The sequence below is a fragment of the Salegentibacter sp. UBA1130 genome (assembly GCF_002311535.1).
GTDB lineage: Bacteria > Bacteroidota > Bacteroidia > Flavobacteriales > Flavobacteriaceae > Salegentibacter > Salegentibacter agarivorans.
Genome location: NZ_DCAP01000012.1, coordinates 26,072 through 47,102 on the forward strand (window position 1 = coordinate 26,072; position 21,031 = coordinate 47,102).

The following is a 21,031-nucleotide window of genomic DNA, read 5'->3' on the forward strand; positions in this document are numbered from 1 at the left end:
ATTTATGGGGCAGTATTTTATAAGATCAATAGTTTTTTTGAGTTTGCTATTTTCGGGCTACCATTGCTTTGGGCAGGGAGCTGAACAGGTAATAGCTCCTGGTGCCTATGTTATAAATATGGGCTCAAAACCCCAAACCGCAGAGAATTCTTTGCAGGCTTATGGACTGCTCTATAATTTGCTTAGAAATGAAAAAATTGAAGTAAAATGGATCATTAACCCCCGGAAAGAAAAAGACGGGGTAGATTTTACTTATAAGGATAATGATTTTAAGGGGAGTGCTTTTATTATTCCGGTTTCTTATATCACAGAAGATATTAAAAACTTAATTGCAGCCTGGGAAGAGAAAGGAATTGTGGGAATTTATTTAGAAGAAGCTATTCGCGTGCCAGTTTTTACCAGCCTATCGGTCGCTCCAAGATGGACCCTGGATAGAGAAAATGGTTATATAGCTGTACCGTTTTTTAAAGCGGCGGCAATTCCTGAAGAAGCTTATGGTGGGAATAGCAGTAAAAACTGGAAGTCTCCGGAAGATCTTGGAGTTTGCGACGATATTTTTGTAATGCCCCATGCCGATCCTGCTTTTTCAACCCATAAAAATCTTTATAATTGGAATAGTAAATATAAAGGAGCAATTTGGGCCGGTTGTCACGCCGTAAGTATATTAGAAAATCTTACCGGAAATATTAAGCTGAAAGAGAGTGATAGCACAGAATTTGTTCAGTTAAATTTTTTGAGTTCCGGGTTCCCGGGAGCGCAAAGTGCAGGTTTAATTCCCTATAAAAAACATAGACACGGCACGCCCCCTTATCTAAACTTACTACCGGCCGATCCTGTTGCGCAATACATTGGCAGCCCAGATGCTGCACATCTCAATGGTTCTGAAAGAATTTTTTTTCCGAAGAAAATAAACAGGTGGCGAAGAGAAACAAAGAAAATTGTAATAGATGAAGATGCGCCAGATATTCCTGAGATCGCTGAAGATACCGCGGTAGTTGCAGCTTACGGTCCTGCTTTTGGAAACCCAGAAAATGGATTGGTTATGTACCAGGCAGGGCATAGTATTTATGGAAAAGGACCTTCAAATATTGCAGCATTGCGGGCCTTCTTTAACTGGAGTTTTTATGCTACAGAGATTAAACGAAGAAAGAATGTGCTGGAATTCGGAAATTTGGAAGGTAGGCCGGTGCTGGACGCTAAAGTAGGCGATGATCTTGCAGGAATATTGCGCCTAAAGCCTATTCATTTTGATTTGGATAAAGCCGAAATTAGAAAAAGTGATACCCAGGCCCTGGATAGTATTGCAACATTTATGAAAACGCATCCAGAATTATTGCTTGATATTAGGTCGCATACAGATAGCCGGGCAAATGATAGCTATAATATGGAACTTTCTGAAAGAAGGGTTGAAGCCACATTTAAGTATTTAACCGAAAAAGGAATTTCTAAAGACCGAATTACGGGGAGAGGATATGGCGAAACAGAGCTTTTAAATAATTGTGGAAATAACAGTAATTGTACTGAAACCGGGCACGAAGAAAATAGGAGATCAGAATTTATTCTGGCTATAGATTGTGATATTTACGCAAAAAACGAATTTTAAAGGATTTTACTTGTAAATAATTCAACATAATTTTAGGAAATGTAGACTTGTAAAACCCCCGCTTCATTTCGTACATTTGGCACTCAAAGAAAAAAATGGGAACAGATAAAGTAATATTAGTAAACGAAAACGACGAGCAAATTGGAGTGATGGAGAAGATAGAAGCTCACGAAAAAGCTTTACTTCATCGGGCATTTTCAGTCTTTGTTTTTAATGAGAAGGGCGAGTTAATGATCCAGCAACGCGCACATGCTAAATATCATTCTCCAGGATTATGGACTAACACTTGTTGTAGCCACCAAAGAGAAGGGGAGAGCAATGTTGCTGCGGGAAAAAGAAGACTTCAGGAAGAAATGGGCTTTAGCACAGATTTAAAAGAAATTATGTCTTTTATTTATAAAGCGCCTTTTGATAACGGACTTACAGAGCACGAATTCGATTATATTTTGATTGGGAATTATGAAGATGATCCCAACCCTAATCCCGATGAAGTGGCCAGTTGGAAATGGATGAGCCTGGATGCTATAAAATCTGATATGGAAGTAAATCCCGGTGTTTATACCGAATGGTTCAAGATTATTTTTGACAAATATTATTCAAGTATTCAAAAATGAGATTAAGCGTACATAGAAAAGCTCATTTTAATGCGGCGCATAGGTTATATCGCAAAGATTGGAGTGATGAAAAGAACCTTCAGGTTTTTGGGAAATGCAGTAACCCGCACTATCATGGGCACAATTATGATCTAATTGTAAAGGTTACCGGTGAAATAGACCCGGAAACTGGTTTTGTAATGGATCTAAAACGGCTTAAAGATCTTATTTATGAAGAAGTTGAAGTACCTTTTGACCATAAGAACTTAAACGAAGAGGTGCCACCTTTTAACAATCTAAATCCTACGGCTGAAAATATTGCGGTAGTAATTTGGAATAAAATAAGGGAAAAATTAAAACCTGCGCTCGATTTGGAGATCACTTTATACGAAACTCCAAGAAATTATGTAACCTATAAAGGAGAATAGATGGCACTTAAAATTGGAGATAAATTACCGAGGTTAACTTTAAAAGATCAGGACGGGGAAAACTACCATTTTTCCAGGGTAGAAGATAAAGCTTTGGTAATCTTTTTCTATCCAAAAGATTTTACTCCCGGTTGTACCAAAGAAGCCTGTAGTTTTAGAGATCATTATGAAGAGTTTCAGGATTTGGGAGCAGAAGTAATTGGGATAAGTACAGATAATGAAAACTCTCATAAAAAATTTGCTACTAAACATCAACTTCCGTTTGTGTTACTTTCTGATAAGGAAAAGCGAGCGAGACAGGCGTTTGGGGTAAAAGCAGGTTTATTGGGTCTGCTCCCGGGTAGGGAAACTTTTGTTTTTGATAAGAATAAAAGATTGATCCATAGATTTAATAGTATGGGAGCTTCACAGCATATTCCCGAGGCACTTAATTCACTAAAGAAAATTCAGGAAAAATAATTTTAGTCTTGCTGTAATTTGTATTAAAAAATAGCCTAAATTCGCAGCCGAAATTTAAGTGATATGGCAAGTAAGAGATTATTAAAAAGAGATGTGAATTACGTAATGGGAGACATTATTGATGCAGCATACATACATCAAATGGCTAACCCTGATGACGCATCTAAAACTGAAGCGATTGTAGACGAAGCCATTGCAGATTTTGATGAATTGATCACTAAGATCAACCAAAAAGATGTAGAGAATAAAAAGCAACATTTTAAAGCAGTATCAAAAGAGCTGGAAGCAAAAGCTGAAGCCTTAATTGCGAAAATAAACGCTTTATAAAGATTACTGGCCGATGTAGCTCAGCTGGCTAGAGCAGCTGATTTGTAATCAGCAGGTCGTGGGTTCGAGTCCCTCCATCGGCTCTAAAAACCTCTCAATTTTTTGAGAGGTTTTTTTTATGGAATCCTTTAAACGTCATCCTGAATTTATTTCAGAGCCTGCTCCGATTTTATATCGGGGATCTAGGTTGTAACTAATCAAAACATGTTAGAAGCTGAAACAAGTTCAGCTTGACGTGTGGCCAGGCTTTTATTATAGCTTGTTTTATACTGAAATATTCTGGTTAAACTTTTTGTGGCTATCTAATGTAAAACCTCCAACTCCAGTTTTTTAGAAGAATTTGCCTGTACTTTTTTAAATTCAGTTATATTTTCTTCAATTTCTTTATTCCAGAAAGGAATCATCTTTGAAAGTTTTTCCTCCCATTCTTTAGATTTTATTTTCTCAGGAAAAGCAATATTAATTACATTCAGAATTATAGAAACCGCTACTGAAGCTCCCGGCGAGGCGCCCAGTAAAGCGGTAATAGAACCATCTTTGCTGTGAACTACATCGGTTCCAAACTCCAAAATTCCACCCTGTTCTTCATCTTTTTTTATAATTTGAACCCGTTTTCCGGCTACTTTTAATTCCCAGTCTTTCGGCCTGGCGTCTTTTATAAAAACCCTGAGATCTTCCATGCGGTCTGAATGGTCCATGGTGACTTGTTTCATCAGGTATTTTGTAAGCGGTAAATTATGCCAAAAGACACCCCACATTGAAGGGATATTTTCTTTATTTATGCTTTTTGGAAAATCAAGTTTAGAACCTTCTTTTAGAAATTTAGTAGTAAAACCAGCAAAGGGCCCAAAAAGTAATTCCTTTTTCCCGTTTATATATCGCGTGTCAAGATGAGGAGTAGACATTGGGGGAGCATCTGGTCCTGCCTTACTGTAAACCTTAGCCCAATGTTGGTCTATGACGTCCCGGTTTTTGCAAACCAGCCACTGGCCATCTACAGGGAATCCACCATACCCGTCTTTTTCCTCTATTTCTACTTTTTGAAGTAATGGCAATGCGCCGCCACCGGCACCTATAAAAACATGTTCGGCATCATAATAAGTAACTTTACCTGAGTCTAGATTTTGAGCTTCTACCGTCCATTCCAGGGTTTCATCAGGATCTACATCTAAAACATCGGTATTTCTTAAAACCGGTACATTAAATTGTTCTTCCAGAACTTTAAAATATTGTTGTGTGAGTGCTTCAAAATTAACTTCAGTGCCAATTTCCATTCGCGTTGCAGCCATCTTCTCATTCTCACGGCCTTTCGCAATTAAGGGAATCCATTCTTTTAATTTCTCTGGATCTTCAGAAAATTTCATTTCTTCAAACATTGGCGTTTGGGTAAGCGCTTCAAATCGACTTTTAAGAAAATTGATATTATCTTCACCATTAACCCAGCTGTGATGGGGAACTGAATGAATAAAATTTTGAGGGTCTTTTATAAGTTTTTGGTCTACCAGATAGGCCCAAAATTGTTTGCTGGTTTCAAACTGACTAAAAATTTCAATTGCTTTACTAATATCTATGCTACCATCGGCATTTTCTGGGGTATAATTAAGTTCACAAAGTGCCGAATGCCCGGTGCCGGCATTATTCCATGCGCCAGAACTTTCTTTAGATACTTCGCCCAGCTTTTCAAAAATAATAATTTTGATTTCGGGATCTATTAACTTCAGCATTAATGCGAGTGTAGCGCTCATTATACCGCCTCCTACACAAATAAGATCGTAGTTATTCTCTTTGAGTACTTTTTGATGCATAGCCTGGTTTTTCTCAAACTTAGAAAAATACCACACCAATCTTACCCAATGAAATATTAAAGCTCGGGAGATTTAATTAATCTATGGTAGTATTTCACTCAGATGTTGAGGTTTTATACTCGAGTTCTTTATGCTCGGTTCTAACTTTTTTTACACTTCTGTCTAGCACTAAACTAATAATTAATGCCACGATGATTAAAGCAGTAAAAACATAGAAAACTGGAATATAACTTCCCGTACGGGTATAGATTTGTGAGACCAGGGTGGGACCAATAAGTCCGCCCAGAGACCAGGTAGTTAATAGGTAACCGTGAATTGCTCCAAGTTCTTTTGTGCCAAAAAGATCGCCAATAAATGCCGGGAGATTAGAAAATCCGCCACCGTAACAACTTACTACAAGAAAAATAAATATTTGAAAAATAAGAGCACTTGTAATAATGGGCAGGGTGATAAAAGCAACGAGCTGAATTATAAAGAAAATAATAAACACTTTTGGGCGCGAAATATAATCTGAAGCTGCAGCCCACCCTAATCTTCCTCCGCCATTAAAAATTCCCATAATTCCTACCATAGTAGCTGCTGCACCGGCTGAGAGTCCAACGATATTTTGAGCCATTGGCGAGGCTACAGAAATCATCATAATTCCTGCGCTGGTGTTTATAAGCATCATCGTCCAAAGCATCCAGAAATGCTTGGTTCTAACAGCTTCACCAGACGTAGCTTGCGACAGATCTCTTTTTATTTTTTTGGTTCCGGCTTTTACCGCTGCTTCCATTCCCGTTGGCATCCAGTTTTTTGGCGGTGGTGCGATATAAGAAGCGCCAAGCATCATTAAAATGAAATAAGAGGCTCCTAAAATGTAAAAAGTAGTACTAATTCCTATAGATTCTATTAAACTCGCTGCAACAGGAGCAGTTACCAGAGCTCCGGTTCCAAATCCCAGAACAGCCATTCCTGTGGCTAAACCTCTTTTGTCTGGGAACCATTTTACTAAGGTTGAAACGGGCGCTATATAACCAATTCCAAGGCCGAGTCCACTTAATAAACCATAGGATAGTAGAAATCCTGTTAATGAATCCATTGAAATAGCAAATCCCGATCCCGCCTGGCCTAAACCAAATAAAACTGCGGCCAGCATAGCCGATTTTTTTGGGCCGCTTCGCTCTACAAATTTTCCGAATAATGCAGCAGATCCTCCACCGAGAACCATCATTATGGTAAAGGCGGTGGTAACCGATGCCATAGACCAGCCCTTGGTTTCTACAAGGGGTTGGGTATAAACACTGTATGCGTAAGCAGCACCTATTGAAATATGAATAAAAACAGCCGAAGCGGCAATAAGCCATCGGTTTTTGGTTGGAGCACTCATTTTAAAGAATTTTGCAAGGTTATATTGTTATTAAATTGAATAGGATAACAAGTATAAGTTTTTATTGCGGAAATATAAATGAATTGGCGGCAGTATTATTAATGAGGTAATAAAAAAGCCCGAAAATATTAATTTCGGGCTTTAAGATTATTAAGTTAAGTCGCTGAATTAACTAATATCGTTTTCTTCAGTTTCTACGGGCTCAACACTTTCGCTTGCTTCTTCTTCCTCCCGTCTTTCTTCAAGAAAATCTTTCAATTCTTTTCCGTACATGGATTTTTTCACCTTTGGCTCTAAAGATTTAAAGATGGTATCTAAATACTTAATATTAGCGTCAAAAACTTCAGAAAGGGCCAGATAAGGAGCTATTTCCAGGTCTTTATTGTTAATCGCAAAATTAACGGTGTAAAGATATTTACGTTTAAGTAAACTTTCATATTGTTTATTCACGTCAATCAGCTGTTCTTCGTTTTCATCGCGTTGGGCTTCAAAGTTTTGCTGAATAAGTTCCAGGTTCTTATCGTTGAAGCGTTGCATCATTGTGCGATATTCTTCTAATTTTTCCTGGTTCTTTGCCCCGGTTATTTCAGCATCGGTAACAAAATTCTCTAAAGTTGTATTGATAGTTACTTCTCCCTCTTCAGCAAAAAAGTCTATACGGTCGTCGTATTGGGAATTATCAACTTTTTTAAGATAGAGGTACATTACCTGTGGGCTTTCTATAAAAGCTTCCAGGCTAATATTGGCATCACCATTAACCACTACGGAGTCCATATCTACCATTAGAGTATCCTCTATCTTTTGAAGATAAACGGTTCCTTTTTTTAGGCCCTCAATATTGGCATTTATTATTAAGTTGCTTTCTTTATTATTACAGGAAGTAAGGGCGGTAATAGCCAATAAAAGAATGCTTAATTTTTTCATTTGTTTTATAATTTTCTCTGGTAGTGGGAATTTATCACAAGCTAATAATTCATCCTGCGAACTCCCATATTTAGTCTCCAGCAACTTGCTGGTTTCAGGTTTCTGATTTAGGCGGCAAATATCTTATAATTTTCTATTTTAAACTAACTCCCGGCGGCGATTTGCATTAAAATAGTAGTAAGAATTGCTCCATAGGTTCCAACTACATATCCAAACACGGCTAATAAAACTCCCACGGTTGCCAGGGAAGGGTGAAAAGCCGCAGCTACCACAGGGGCCGAGGCCGCACCACCAACGTTAGCCTGACTTCCTACAGCGAGGAAAAAGTAAGGTGCTTTAATGAGTTTTGCGGTACCAAAGAGGAAAATAACGTGAATAGACATCCAAATAATACCAATACCAATTAGTCCCGGATTATCGAATACCATCCCAAGGTCCATTTTCATACCTATGGTAGCTACCAAAATATAAATAAAAATACTGCCTAACTTACTTGCTCCAGCACCTTCGTAGGTTTTGAATCGTGTAAACGAAAGCCCTATTCCAATTGCGGTAGCAATGGTAATCATCCAAAAGAAGGAAGAGGAAAAGGATGAAAGCGCACTTTTACTATCATTAAAAATTTCAAAATTTGAAGATAGATATACCGAAATTTCATCGGCTCCCCAGTGTGCAATTCCCACCGTTACAAAGGCCAGGGCCAGCATAATCATATAATCGGGTAGGTTGGGATTTCTGGTTACACTTTCAGCATAATTAGAAACTTTGTTTTTAAGTTCTGTAATTGCTGAATTATCGGCTTTTAGCCATTTATCAATTTTTTCGGTTTTACCAATTCCCATTAACAGTCCTGCCATAAGGAGGTTGGCTACTACAATATCTACTAAGACCATTCCGCCGTAAAGATCGGGGTTGTATTCGTAAATTTCCAGCATAGCAGCCTGGTTTGCGCCACCACCAATCCAACTACCGGCAATGGTAGAGAGACCTCGCCAAATAGCATCGGGACCAACACCACCCACGGTTTCTGGAGAAATAGCGGAAACAATTAGAATAGCTAGCGGCCCACCTACAATAATTCCTACCGTACCCGCAAAAAACATAATTAAGGCTTTTGGACCCAGGTTAAAAATTGCTTTCAGGTCTATGCTTAAAGTCATTAAAACAAGGGCAGCCGGTAATAGAAATCTACTGGCTACATAGTAAAGTTGAGAAGTACCATCGTCTATAAGTCCCAGGGAATTAAAGATTGCGGGAATTAAATAGCACATTAAAAGAGCCGGTACAATGCCATAGAATTTTTTCCAGAAACCAGCTTCTTTAGAAGAGGTGTAAAACACAAAACCCAAAGCGAGCATTAAAAGTCCAAAGACTATAGCATCATTGGTAAAAACGGGAGTATCTTCCATAGGAAATTTTTATAAGCGGCGCCAAAATACAATTTTTCTTAAACTCTTCTTAAAGAATTACGGGAATCCTTCTGTTAGATTTGAAACAACTCTTTTAGGCTATTGGCTACGCCATCTTCCTTTCCGCTTTGGGTAACAATATTAGCAACTTCCAAAACTTCTTTTCTAGCATTACCCACGGCAACGCCCATTCCTACGCCTTTAATCATTTCTACATCATTATAATTATCTCCAAAAGCAATACTTTGCTCTGGCGTTAGATTGAAATGATTTTTCAATAAAAATTTAATAGCCGTAAGTTTTGAAATCTTTTTATTGGCAATTTCAAGGTATGTGGGTTTAGAACGGTATAAATGAAGTTCTCCAGGAAAATTCTCTGATAAATAATCTTTAATTTTATCAATATGGGCTTCGTCTCCCATTGCCATAATTTTATGAGCTCCTTTGTTATCTTTTTTCCATTCTGAAATTACTTCGCGATTAGATCTAAGTTCGGGTTTTACTTTGGTGTTATTTTCTTCCCTAGCAGCCCACTGGTCGTATTGCGGAACGTACCATTCGTCACTATTATATAAACTTAAATGGCAGTTCATACTTTTATTGAAATCAGAAAGATTTTCCAGCGTATTTAAAGAAATTTCAGTAGAACTTATGGCTTTCCCATCTACCAGTATTAATCCGCCGTTATAACAAATAATAGGTTGTTCTTTTATTTCAAGATCGGCTTGCAAATGTCTCATTGCTGCTGGCATTCGGGCTGAAATAAGTACGAATGGTAAACTGTCTTTTAAATTTTTTATTGTTGAAATTGTGTTGGGAGATAATTCCCGGTCGTGGTTTAGTAGAGTTCCATCTATGTCTGAAAAAACGATCTTATATTGCATTATTCTTCTTCTTTTTTATTTTTTGGGTGACGTTTTGCTTCTTTTAGGGCTTTATTTAGCATCCACTCAATCTGCCCATTGGTACTCCTGAATTCATCAGCAGCCCATTTTTCAATGGCTTTCAGCATCTTCTCATCAACTCGTAGGGCGAATGCTTTTTTATTACTCATTTTATTTATTTTCCAGATTCTTAATAAAATCGGTTAAAACCGGAATTATTTCGGGATGCAATGGTAATTCAGGATTATTGTAAGTTTGATAGTTTTTAGTCAAATCTTTAGAATTCACTTTTCTAAAAACGTGGTTCATATTTTCCAATAGAACTAATTCTGAATTTTCGGCTGCTGTATGCAGTAATTCAGCCTGTTCTTCCTTTACCTGGGCGTCATTTGTTCCGTTTATAATCAAAACCGGAATTTGCAGTTTTGCAATTTCTTCAGCAGGATCATATTTTATCCAGGAGGCTAAAAAAGCCTGGTTTTGAGGACTAAATAATGAACCTAATATTGATGGGTAATTTGAACTACTTCCATTTTCTTTTATCTGCTTGAGGGCTTGCTCAATATCATCTTTAAGCTGAGGTAATTGAGCCGAAAGTTGTGCAGCCAGAATATTGTCTATACTTTCTCCCGCACCGGCAATAGAAATAAGGGCATCGGCATTATTTTTTGAAGCCAAAATGCCTATTAAAGAGCCCTGGCTATGCCCGGCAATAATTATATTGCTGAAATTTCTGTCTTTTTTAAAATGAATTAAAATATTTTCAACATCCAGTATAAGATCTTCAAACGAAAGTGAATCTAAATTTAACTCCTTCGCTTTCATAATACGTTTATCAAATCTAAAACTTGCAATTCCTTCAGCTGCTAATTCGTGTGCTATTTTTTTAGCAAAATCACTTTTATTATTCATCCCTTCGGGAGAATTCCCATCACGATTTGTAGGCCCCGAACCCTGAATGAAAATTACCAGTGATGGATTTTCAACTTCCGAAGGAGATGTAAGGGTTCCATCGGTAAATTTATCTACCGTAATTTCTTCTTCGGTAAATGTCTTTTCTTGTGCGGAGACAATAAAATTTCCGAAGAAAATTAGGAATAAGCTGAGGATTGAATTTCTCATACAATTTCTAATGATTTAAAGTGCCCGCGTTTACCACCGGCGTTGCATCTTTATCGCTACAAAGTACCACCATTAAATTGCTTACCATAGCGGCACGTCTTTCGGCATCAAGATCTACAAGATTCTTTTCGCTTAACTGGTGTAACGCCATCTCTACCATTCCCACTGCACCCTGTACAATTTTATGACGGGCGGCAACTATTGCGGTTGCTTGCTGGCGTTTAAGCATTGCACTGGCGATCTCATTAGCATACGCCAGGTAACCAATTCTGGCTTCCAAAACTTCAATTCCGGCAATATTTAAACGTTCTTCGAGCTCCTTTTCCAGGGCGTCACTTACTTCGTTTACGCTGGAACGCAGGGTGATATCCTCGTCTAAGCCTTCATCTGCAAAATTATCATAAGGATAGAGACTGGCAAGTTTTCTAACTGCAGCATCGGTTTGTACCACCACAAAATTTTCATAATTATCTACATCAAAAGAAGCTTTGTAGGTATCACGAACGCGCCAAACCAGGATGGTGCTTATCATTACCGGGTTTCCTAATTTGTCGTTCACTTTTAGGCGCTCGCTATCAAAGTTTCGGGCCCTTAAAGAAATTTTCTTTTTGGTGTAAAATGGGTTCACCCAAAAGAGTCCGTTCTTTTTAACCGTTCCCTTGTAATCACCAAAGAGTAAAAGCACTCTGGAGCCATTTGGATTTACCAGGATTAGCCCGGGTAGGATAAAAAGCGAGATAATGATTCCCAAAATAAACCACGCATTATTTAAAATAATAAATCCGATAATGCTTCCGAAGAATAATAATAGAAAAACAAACAACATAATATAGCCGTTTGAAGCATGGAGATCTTTTTCCTGAGTCATAATATTTAAAATTGGTTGATATTAAAATGATATCATAAATATATTGCATTAATTCCTAACTCAGAAAAATTTAACATATTAAAAATTTGGGCTTCGCTATATTTGCCGAAAATCTAAAGGAGATTCACCTATATCTTCTTAATCTTTAAAAATTCAATAAATGAAAAAATTACTGCTATTTGCTTTGTTGGTTATAATTGGAAACACCGGTTTCTCTAATGATAATGAATGGGGGAAAACCGGGCACAGGGCTACCGGAGAAATCGCCGAAAATTATTTAAATAAGAAAGCTAAAAAAGCAATAGATAAAATTTTAAACGGCCAAAGTTTGGCCTTTGTGGCGAATTATGCCGATGATATTAAAAGTGATCCAGATTTTAGGCAATATGGCCCCTGGCATTATGTGAATTTAGCCGAAGGACAAACTCAATATGATGAGAAAACCGCCAACCCAAAAGGAGATCTTTACCAGGCTATTTTAAAATGTAAAGAGGTATTAAAAGATGAAAATGCTTCCAAAGAAGGCAGGCAGTTTTATCTGAAAATGCTGGTTCATTTTGTAGGGGACCTTCACCAACCTTTTCACGTGGGAAGAGCTGCCGATAAAGGCGGTAATGATGTGCAGGTTCGTTGGTATAACGAGGGATCTAACATTCACCGGGTTTGGGATAGCCAGATGATAGATTCTTACCAAATGAGCTATACAGAGCTTGCAGTAAATACCAAAAAATTAAGCAGAGCTCAAATTAAAGCTATTGAAGAAGGAGAAGTTATAGATTGGGTGTATGAGTCTGGTGAAATGGCAAGCGAGCTTTATAATTCAGTTGAAATGGGGGAGAAATTAGGTTATGAATATATGTATCATCACCTGCCTACTGTTTTGCAGCAATTGCAAAAAGGCGGAATTCGTTTGGCAAAAATATTAAACGAGATTTACGGATAATTTGATTCCAAAACATTCAAAAAAGCCATTGTGGAAACTTCTACAATGGCTTTTTTTATTGAATTTGTCTAAAAGTTAGATTAATTCTGGGTGAAACTTCTTTTTTGGTTTTTGGCAGCTGGTGTTTCCAATAATGTTGCATACTGCCTTTCATAATTAAGAGGCTGCCGTGCTGAAGTTCAATTTTTTCTTTCAGGTTTTTGTTGGTTTTATGTTTAAACTGAAAGCTACGAACGCCGCCCAAACTTATAGAAGCAATTACGGGGTTTTTGCCTAAAACTTGTTCATCATCGGCGTGCCAGCCCATACTGTCGTTTCCATCACGATAAAGGTTTGCCAGGCAGGTATTGAATTCAAAGCCGGAAACTTCTTCGGTTTGTTGTTTTAGATCTAAAATTTCTGAAGAAAAAGTTTCGGGTTTTAACTGTAAGCCCGAATAGGTATAAGAAATTCCTTTTTCAGCAAAAAAAGCGGTTAAACGTGGCTGCGGAATTTCTTTGCCGAAGAGTTTAATATTTTGCTGTTGCCAGGAAACTTCCTTCAGCAATTTTTCGAATAAAAAATTGGCCTTTTCAGTATTAAGAAAATGGGGGAAATATTCTAATTCTGCTTGTGGCAAGCTAAAAATTTTAGACTTCATCTTTAAAATTGTAAATAAAACCAGGCCCAGTACATTAGAAAAAACTGTAACGGTATTCTTAAAATTAAAGCCCATTTTGGGATGTCCGCGCCGGCTTTTTTGGAAGAAAGCATATAAAAATGTACAAGTAGAAAAACTAGGAGCATTAAAATAATCCCGTAGATGGCCAGGTCTTTGGTTTCAGGAAAAAAGAGTAGAAAACCCAGAAAAATTTCTGCCAATCCGCTTAAATAAACCAGTGGTTTATGCGCCGGTAAATATCGCGGCATAATTCGCATATACATTTGAGGTTTTATAAAGTGAATAATACCGGCTACGATGTACATCGCGCCCATTAGGTAAAGGTGCCAGGGATATTGCATAATTTAAAGATAAAAATATATTTTTATGAGAGCGTGTAATTATAATAATAATACCGCTAGGTATTAAAAATTTTGTGTAATTCGCTAAAATAGAGTAATTTTCGGCTCCCAATTTACAACCTAACTTAATCTATATTGAAACATAATTACCTGCTATTTTTATTAGATAATTGAGATTAATATGCCCTGAGGTTTGTCTCATACATTAAATAATTTGTTCGCTACAACCGCTCGTTAAATCGAAGCCGCGTATTGGAATAGGTTATATAGCTCAAGATTGTTTCCTCAATAAAAAGGGAACTTTCTCTAATCTCTACACAGTTTCAGTCTTAGAAAGTAAGGCTAATAAATTGGGAATTTTCAGCACTAAATTAATCTGTCTTAAAAAAGATGGGTACTTAATATTATTGGTCTTTTTAAAAGAAAATAGGGTTTTCAGAAAATATCTTTTTTACAAAACTTTTACCGTTTTAAGATGAATCCTAAAATTAAGGGGACCATTGGTTGGTCAAATATTAAAAAAAAGTTAATTTAACATAGTCTATAGCCCCTGGGTAAGAACTTAACAAGGAAAATAATTGAGTATAAAATACATTTCTGTTTTACTAATTTCCCTGGTATCCGGCATTGCTTTCTCACAGTCTAAAGAAAGTGAAAGCTGTGATAGTATTAAGGAACTACTAGACTTATCTACAGATGCCATGTATTCCTATGAATATAACAAGGCCATTGATTATTCCCTGAACTTAATTGAGCTTGCCGAGGAAGAAAAAGATTACTACCACCTTTACCACGGCTATAATAACCTGGGAATTACGTACGATGAATTGTATGATACTATTAGGGCTAAAGAAAGTTATGAGAACGCGCTTAAGTATGCTAAAATTGTAGAGAACGATACTTTACTTTGGTGGGCATACAACAATCTTGGTAATATGTTTACTTCCAATAAGCAAACTATAGACCAGGGTTTTGCATATTACGATAAAGCGATAAAAGCTGCGTCTAACCTTGAAGATGCAGATAGTAGAGCCACACCGCTTATGAATAAAGGCTGGACGCATCTATATTTAGAAGAGTATGACGAAGCTTTTCCCTATCTAGTACAAGTCGAGAAACTGGTAGAAGATATCAAAGATCCTTATATGCTAAGCCAGGTTGCGTCCCTTTTTGGAACCTACTATTTAGGAAAAGAGAATTTAGAAGAATCTAAGAAATATTATGAAAAAGCTATTAAAATAGCTGAAAGAGATTCCCTGTATTATGAGGCGGTAACGGCTTATGATGGTTATGCTGAAGCTTTGTTTAAAAATAACGAATTTAAAGAAGCTTATAACGCGTTAGATAAATATATAGAATACGATGCTGAACTTTATGAAAAGGAAAAGCTGGAACAAATGGAATCTGCGCAGGCGCGGTTTGAAACCAAGCGCTATCGCGAAAATCTTGACATAGCCAAAAGGGAGCAAAAGTATAAAGATGAGGTAATTGCCAAATCTCAGCAAAATTCCATCATCATGATTATTTCTTTAATCGTGATGTTATTTTTTATAATCCTGCTTGTTAGAAATAACAACTCAAGGAAAAAGCTAATTTCCCAACTAAAAAATAAAAACAGCGAATTATTTTCGGCCAAAGAAGAAGCAGAGCGTTTATCTATGCTAAAAAGCCAGTTTTTCTCTACGGTAAGTCACGAGTTAAGAACCCCTCTCTATGGGGTAGTAGGACTTACCTCGTTATTGCTGGATGATAAAAGCCTGAAAAAACACGAAAGCGATTTAAAATCCTTAAAATTCTCAGCCGATTATCTTTTGGCGCTAATTAACGACGTGCTGCAAATGAATAAAATGGAATCTAAACAGGTAAAACTGGAAAATGTTTCATTTAATCTTCATGAATTAATATTAAGCATTGTAAATACTTTTGAGTTTACACGACTCCAGAACAAGAACAAGGTACATTATAATATAGATGAAAACGTACCCCAAAATCTTATTGGAGACCCTGTAAGGCTTTCTCAAATTTTAATGAACCTGGTGGGAAATGCGGTGAAGTTTACCGAAAATGGTAACATTTATATAAATGTAGAGTTACAGGCTAAGGTAGAAGATAGAGCGATAATTTATTTTGAAGTAAAAGATGACGGAATTGGTATTCCAAAAAGCAAACAAAAATTAATTTTTGAAGAATTTTCTCAGCTTAAACCTTCAAATTATAATTACCAGGGAACCGGCTTAGGTTTGCCTATAGTAAAACGCCTATTACAGTTATTTGAATCTCAAATTCATTTAAAAAGTAAAGAAGGAGAAGGTTCTGTTTTTTGTTTTAGTTTAAGCCTTAAAGAAGATAAATCTTCAACAAAAAAAGCTGGATTTGCGCACGAAGTATATTTGGATAATCTAAAAGAAAAACAAAAAATACTTATTGTAGATGACAATCGAATAAACCAGGTAGTAACGCGACGCATATTAGAGAAACAGAATTTTGAATGCGTGGTTGTTGGCAATGGGGTAGAAGCTATAGAAAGAGTTACTGCCATGGATTTTGACCTTATTTTAATGGATCTAAATATGCCGGGAATTAATGGTATGGAAACTACCCAGCGCATTAGAAACCTGAGTAAAGACGTACCCATTGTTGCACTTACTGCAGTAGAAATTGAAGAAGTAAGAAATGAAATCTTCGCAGCCGGAATGAATGATATTATCGTAAAACCTTATGATATAGAACGATTCTACCAAACCATAAAGCGTAACCTAAACGCAAATTTAGAGACAAGCTCAAGGAATTAAAGTCTGTTGGCAAACTTTCCCTTTGTATTAAAGCTTAATCATATAAAATAAAAAAGCCTGGAAAGTCTTGTTACCGTATAGCTGAACTTGTTTCAGCTTCTAACATCTTAGATACTGAAACAAGTTCAGGATGACGATTAAATCAACTTTCCAGACCTTTCTAAATTTTCCTTTTCAAGGAAATTATTTTACCATATCAAAACTACGTTTTACGAAATTGGTTAACTCTTCCCCTTTAAGCAGGTTTTGAGATAATCTCGCAAGATCCAGAGAATGCTTGATTAAGCGTTCCTGTTTCTTTTCGGTTTTGGTATTTAGAATATCAGAAATTAACGGGTGATTGGTATTTACCACAAGGTTATACATTTCTGGCATATTCCCCATTCCAAACATACCACCGCCACCGGTTTGCTGCATTTCCTTCATTCGGCGCATAAACTCCGGTTGTGTGATTAACAAAGGAGCAGCATCACTATCCATAGCTTCCAGTTGTACGGTATATTTTTCCTTCGGAATTACTTTTTCAAAATCTCCTTTTAATTTCTCTTTTTCTTCTTCAGAAAGTTTTGAAATCTTCTCTTCGTCTTTTTTGATAAGGTTATCTACCTGATCTGAATCTATACGAACAAAAGTGATTTTCTCTTTTTCACCTTCCATTTTTTGAAGCAGGTGAGAAATAATTGGAGAATCTAATAACAACACTTTGTAACCTTTGGCTTTAGCTGCCTCAATATAACTGTGTTGCTCGTCTTGATTAGAAGCATAAAGCACAACCAGGTTTCCATCTTTATCGGTTTGGTTGTCTTTTATTTTCTCCTGAAGTTCTTCAAAAGTGAAGTATTCATTCTCTACCGTTGGGTAAAGTGCAAACTTCTGTGCTTTTTCGTAGAATTTATCTTCAGAAAGCATTCCGTATTCAATAACGATCTTAATATCGTTCCATTTCTGTTCAAAATCCTCACGATTATTATTGAAAAGAGATTTCAATTTATCGGCTACCTTACGGGTAATGTAGCTGGAAATCTTTTTCACAGCACCATCTGCCTGTAGGTAAGAACGGGAAACGTTTAACGGAATATCTGGAGAATCTATAACCCCGCGAAGCATCGTTAAGAATTCAGGAACAATTCCTTCAACATTATCGGTTACATAAACCTGGTTTTGGTAAAGCTGAATTTTATCCTTTTGAATATTCATATCCTGCGTCATCTTAGGGAAATAAAGAATCCCGGTAAGATTAAAAGGATAATCTACATTAAGGTGAATGTGAAATAAAGGTTCCTCGAACTGCATTGGGTACAATTCGCGGTAAAAACTTTTATAATCTTTATCTTCTAAATCGGTTGGCTGCTTAGTCCACGCCGGTTCAGGGTTATTGATAATATTATCTACCGTTTTGGTTTCTGCTTCGGCGTCTTCAGGAGCATCTTCCGGAAGTGGCAAAGTTTCTTCTTTGGTTCCGAATTTAATTGGGATTGGCATAAACTTGTTATACTTCACCAATAATTCCTGGATCCTGTTTTTTTCCAAAAACTCTTCATCTTCTTCATTTATATGAAGAATGATTTCGGTTCCTCGCTCTTTTTTATCGGCATCACCAAGTGTGAACTCGGTTGTACCCTCACAAACCCAATGCGCTGCAGGTTCGTCTTTGTAAGATTTGGTAATGATTTCTACTTTATTCGCCACCATAAAGGCAGAGTAAAAGCCAAGTCCAAAATGGCCTATAATCCCACTGTCTTTAGCCGAATCTTTATATTTTTCAAGGAATTCCTCAGCGCCAGAGAAAGCTACTTCGTTAATGTATTTCTCAACTTCTTCTTTGGTCATTCCAACACCCTGGTCTATAACGTGAAGTTTCTTTCCTTCCTTGTCTACTTTAACCTCAATTACCGGGTTACCGTACTTTACATCGGTTTCCCCAATATCGGTAAGGTGTTTTAGCTTTAGAGTTGCATCTGTTGCGTTAGAAATCAATTCTCTTAGAAAGATTTCGTGATCACTGTAAAGAAATTTCTTTATCAGTGGGAAAATGTTTTCTACAGAAACATTAATTTTTCCGGTTGCCATATATTTTCGTTTTTAATACTATTTATTGTTGCTTACCTATAGTCAAAAAAAATACCATTAAAACTCCGCTGACAAACTGACATAACCTGTAATTAATAAAATATCATTTCGTCTAAACTGCTGAAATTCAATTTTAATAGGCAGAGATATTTTTAACAAACATTTTGTTTAATATTATGAATTAAAACTTAAACAAAAGTGTATCTTTGAAAAAGAAATAAAAATTATGGTTACAGCTAAAAAAAATACAACCAGGAAAGTTTTAGATAAAGACAAGCTTATTGCGATGTATATGGACTATGTATTGGAAGAAGAGAAGCGTCCTAAAACGGTTTATAAATTTTGTAAGGAGAATAAGATCAAAGAAGAGGAATTTTATAATTTCTACGGAAGTTTTGAAGGTTTACAGAAAGGAATTTGGGAGCGGTTTTATGAGCATACTATGAATGTGATTAATAAAAGTCCTGAATTTGACAGTTTTTCCAACAGGGAAAAAATGCTCACTTTCTATTACACCTTTTTCGAAATACTTACTGCAAATAGGAGTTACGTTTTGTTCTCATTAAAAGAACATGAAAGTCAGTTAAAAAACCTACAGCAGTTAAAAGGATTAAGAAAGAACGTGAAATCTTTTGCAACGGAACTTATTCAGGATGAAAATTCAGAAAAAGCAATATCAGCTTTACAACAATCAGAGAGAATATTTTCTGAAGCAACCTGGGTACAATTGATGTTTTTAATGAAATTTTGGATGGACGATAATTCTCCTCAATTTGAAAGCACCGATGTTGCAATAGAGAAATCTGTAAACACTGTTTTTGATGTTTTCGATAATACCCCGCTGGAACGGGTTATAGATTTAGGAAAATTCCTCTGGAAAGAAAAAATGGCTTAATTAAAGTCTACCCCAAATTATCATGAAAACTATAGATAAAATACCCACAGGCAAAATTGGCCGAACTTCAAAACTGGTGCAAACCGGAGTAAAGTTGGGAGGCAATTACCTTAAATATTACAGTAAAAGAGCTTTTGATTCTGAGCTTACCCGCGATGAATTAGATCAAAGCAATGCCGATGATATTTACGACAGCCTAAAAAGTTTAAAAGGAAGCGCGCTAAAAGTAGCCCAAATGCTTTCTATGGAAAAAAGCCTTTTACCAAACGCTTATGTTGAGAAATTTAGCCTGGCACAATTTAGTGTGCCGCCACTCTCAGCGCCTTTGGTGAGAAAAACTTTTAAAAAATATAACGGAGCTTACCCTGAAGAGTTGTACGATAGATTTGCTTCAGATTCTGTGAATGCGGCCAGTATTGGCCAGGTTCATAGAGCCGAAAAAGATGGGAAAAAACTTGCTGTGAAAATTCAATATCCCGGCGTGGCAGATAGTATAAGTTCAGATTTGGCGATGGTTAAACCTATTGCTACCAGAATGTTTAATCTTCAGGGTAAGGATTCCGCTAAATATTTTAAGGAAGTAGAAGGAAAATTACTTGAGGAAACCGATTATATTTTGGAAGTAAAACAGAGTAAAGAAATTTCTGAAGCCTGTGCGCATATTCCAAACTTAAAATTTCCAAAATATTACGAAGATTTATCCAGTGAGCGAATTATCACGATGGATTGGATGGATGGAAAGCATCTAAGTGAATTTGCGAAAGAAAATAAAGATCAGGAGAAAGCTAATAAGGTAGGGCAGGCGCTTTGGGACTTTTATATGTACCAAATGCATAGATTGAAGGAAGTACACGCCGATCCTCACCCAGGGAATTTTCTAATTGATAAAGATGCAAACCTTATTGCTATAGATTTTGGTTGCATAAAGCAGGTTCCTGAAGATTTTTATGTGCCATATTTTGAATTGGCAAAAAAGGAAAATATTAATAATCCTGAATTTTTCAACGAGAAATTATTTGAACTGGAAATATTAAGGGAGGATGATTCTGAACGGGAAATCAAATATTTTTCAGAATTATTTTACCAAATGCTGAATTTATTTACAAGCCCGTTTCACGAAGAAACTTTTGATTTTGCCGATGAAACCTTTTGGAATTCAATTACAGCATTGAGTGAAAAGTATAGTAAAGACACAGAATTACGAAAAATGAATGGGAATAGAGGCAGTAAGCATTTCCTTTATATTAATAGAACATTTTTCGGTTTATATAATTTATTGCACGATCTGGAAGCGAAGATCGAGGTTAACAAGTTCCGCGATTACATGTCATAATTGTTGGTTTTATTTATTGGTTAGGTTGTGGAAAAGCGTTATTACCATCTCTGGTAGTGGCGCTTTTCCTATTTTTAAACCTAATTGACTTTGTGAAATAAAAAAGCTGTTTGAGAAGGTTTTAAAAACGTCATCCTGAATTTATTTCAGGATCTAACAAGTTGATTACTGTACTCATGTTAGAAGCTGAACCAGTTCAGCCTGA

Annotated in this window: 20 protein-coding genes and 1 tRNA gene; 10 read left to right on the forward strand and 11 right to left on the reverse strand. The window is 36.5% G+C overall.

Going from position 1 to position 21,031, the window contains the following annotated elements; translation table 11 throughout:
* The first annotated feature begins 4 nt into the window (after positions 1–4).
* The 6 genes from B4F31_RS04075 (at position 5) to B4F31_RS04100 (ending at position 3,493) form a co-directional block, all read left to right on the forward strand.
* The gene (locus tag B4F31_RS04075) at positions 5–1,603 is read left to right on the forward strand and encodes an OmpA family protein (protein WP_286760683.1); all 1,599 of its coding nucleotides are present in this window, start codon (positions 5–7) and stop codon (positions 1,601–1,603) included.
* Positions 1,604–1,698: 95 nt separating this feature from the next.
* The gene (idi, locus tag B4F31_RS04080) at positions 1,699–2,217 is read left to right on the forward strand and encodes an isopentenyl-diphosphate Delta-isomerase (protein ID WP_075326009.1); all 519 of its coding nucleotides are present in this window, start codon (positions 1,699–1,701) and stop codon (positions 2,215–2,217) included.
* Positions 2,214–2,624 carry a 6-pyruvoyl trahydropterin synthase family protein gene (locus B4F31_RS04085; RefSeq protein WP_093303772.1) on the forward strand — a complete coding sequence of 137 codons (411 nt, stop codon included), beginning with the start codon at positions 2,214–2,216 and terminating at the stop codon, positions 2,622–2,624. The genes idi and B4F31_RS04085 overlap by 4 nt, the downstream gene beginning before the upstream one ends.
* On the forward strand, positions 2,625–3,083 hold the full coding sequence (locus tag B4F31_RS04090) for a peroxiredoxin (RefSeq protein WP_075326011.1): 459 nt from the start codon (positions 2,625–2,627) through the stop codon (positions 3,081–3,083).
* A gap of 63 nt (positions 3,084–3,146) precedes the next feature.
* Positions 3,147–3,410, forward strand: coding sequence for a hypothetical protein (locus B4F31_RS04095; protein ID WP_079714298.1), 264 nt, complete (start codon positions 3,147–3,149; stop codon positions 3,408–3,410).
* A 9-nt stretch (positions 3,411–3,419) separates the two neighbouring features.
* A tRNA-Thr gene (locus tag B4F31_RS04100) sits at positions 3,420–3,493 on the forward strand.
* A gap of 219 nt (positions 3,494–3,712) precedes the next feature.
* Here the strand turns inward: B4F31_RS04100 and mqo are convergent.
* From mqo to B4F31_RS04140, 8 genes are all read right to left on the reverse strand, one after another.
* Positions 3,713–5,215 carry a malate dehydrogenase (quinone) gene (gene mqo / locus B4F31_RS04105; RefSeq protein WP_286760684.1) on the reverse strand — a complete coding sequence of 501 codons (1,503 nt, stop codon included), beginning with the start codon at positions 5,213–5,215 and terminating at the stop codon, positions 3,713–3,715.
* A 94-nt stretch (positions 5,216–5,309) separates the two neighbouring features.
* Positions 5,310–6,584, reverse strand: a complete 1,275-nt coding sequence (locus B4F31_RS04110; protein ID WP_286760685.1) for an L-lactate MFS transporter — start codon at positions 6,582–6,584, stop codon at positions 5,310–5,312.
* A gap of 168 nt (positions 6,585–6,752) precedes the next feature.
* The gene (locus B4F31_RS04115; RefSeq protein ID WP_286760686.1) at positions 6,753–7,508 is read right to left on the reverse strand and encodes a DUF4369 domain-containing protein; all 756 of its coding nucleotides are present in this window, start codon (positions 7,506–7,508) and stop codon (positions 6,753–6,755) included.
* Positions 7,509–7,651: 143 nt separating this feature from the next.
* Positions 7,652–8,917, reverse strand: coding sequence for a DUF819 domain-containing protein (locus B4F31_RS04120; protein WP_286760687.1), 1,266 nt, complete (start codon positions 8,915–8,917; stop codon positions 7,652–7,654).
* 74 nt (positions 8,918–8,991) lie between these two features.
* Entirely contained in the window at positions 8,992–9,801 is an 810-nt protein-coding gene (locus B4F31_RS04125) for a Cof-type HAD-IIB family hydrolase (RefSeq protein ID WP_075326016.1), read from the reverse strand.
* On the reverse strand, positions 9,801–9,971 hold the full coding sequence (locus B4F31_RS04130; RefSeq protein WP_075326017.1) for an Arc family DNA binding domain-containing protein: 171 nt from the start codon (positions 9,969–9,971) through the stop codon (positions 9,801–9,803). The genes B4F31_RS04125 and B4F31_RS04130 overlap by 1 nt, the downstream gene beginning before the upstream one ends.
* 1 nt (position 9,972) lies before the next feature.
* Positions 9,973–10,923 carry an alpha/beta hydrolase family protein gene (locus tag B4F31_RS04135; RefSeq protein WP_286760688.1) on the reverse strand — a complete coding sequence of 317 codons (951 nt, stop codon included), beginning with the start codon at positions 10,921–10,923 and terminating at the stop codon, positions 9,973–9,975.
* 7 nt (positions 10,924–10,930) lie between these two features.
* Positions 10,931–11,791 (reverse strand): SPFH domain-containing protein, encoded by an 861-nt coding sequence (locus B4F31_RS04140; protein WP_075326019.1) that lies wholly within the window; start codon positions 11,789–11,791, stop codon positions 10,931–10,933.
* Positions 11,792–11,951: 160 nt separating this feature from the next.
* Here B4F31_RS04140 and B4F31_RS04145 point away from each other — a divergent pair, with 160 nt between their 5' ends.
* Positions 11,952–12,734 carry a S1/P1 nuclease gene (locus B4F31_RS04145; protein ID WP_286760689.1) on the forward strand — a complete coding sequence of 261 codons (783 nt, stop codon included), beginning with the start codon at positions 11,952–11,954 and terminating at the stop codon, positions 12,732–12,734.
* 55 nt (positions 12,735–12,789) lie between these two features.
* Here the strand turns inward: B4F31_RS04145 and B4F31_RS04150 are convergent, their stop codons facing one another.
* Both B4F31_RS04150 and B4F31_RS04155 read right to left on the reverse strand, forming a co-directional pair.
* Positions 12,790–13,374, reverse strand: coding sequence for an alpha-ketoglutarate-dependent dioxygenase AlkB family protein (locus B4F31_RS04150; RefSeq protein ID WP_083634154.1), 585 nt, complete (start codon positions 13,372–13,374; stop codon positions 12,790–12,792).
* Positions 13,375–13,376: 2 nt separating this feature from the next.
* Positions 13,377–13,736 (reverse strand): DoxX family protein, encoded by a 360-nt coding sequence (locus tag B4F31_RS04155; protein WP_286760690.1) that lies wholly within the window; start codon positions 13,734–13,736, stop codon positions 13,377–13,379.
* Between the two features lie 578 nt (positions 13,737–14,314).
* On the opposite strand from B4F31_RS04155, the gene B4F31_RS04160 reads away from it, so the two are divergent.
* Positions 14,315–16,528 carry a tetratricopeptide repeat-containing hybrid sensor histidine kinase/response regulator gene (locus B4F31_RS04160; protein WP_286760691.1) on the forward strand — a complete coding sequence of 738 codons (2,214 nt, stop codon included), beginning with the start codon at positions 14,315–14,317 and terminating at the stop codon, positions 16,526–16,528.
* A 183-nt stretch (positions 16,529–16,711) separates the two neighbouring features.
* Here the strand turns inward: B4F31_RS04160 and htpG are convergent, their stop codons facing one another.
* Entirely contained in the window at positions 16,712–18,598 is a 1,887-nt protein-coding gene (gene htpG, locus B4F31_RS04165) for a molecular chaperone HtpG (protein ID WP_286760692.1), read from the reverse strand.
* Positions 18,599–18,824: 226 nt separating this feature from the next.
* On the opposite strand from htpG, the gene B4F31_RS04170 reads away from it, so the two are divergent.
* Both B4F31_RS04170 and B4F31_RS04175 read left to right on the forward strand, forming a co-directional pair.
* Positions 18,825–19,493: a TetR family transcriptional regulator C-terminal domain-containing protein gene (locus B4F31_RS04170; RefSeq protein ID WP_075326026.1), complete on the forward strand. Its 669-nt coding sequence runs from the start codon at positions 18,825–18,827 to the stop codon at positions 19,491–19,493.
* A gap of 22 nt (positions 19,494–19,515) precedes the next feature.
* The gene (locus B4F31_RS04175; protein ID WP_075326027.1) at positions 19,516–20,826 is read left to right on the forward strand and encodes an ABC1 kinase family protein; all 1,311 of its coding nucleotides are present in this window, start codon (positions 19,516–19,518) and stop codon (positions 20,824–20,826) included.
* Positions 20,827–21,031: the final 205 nt, after the last annotated feature.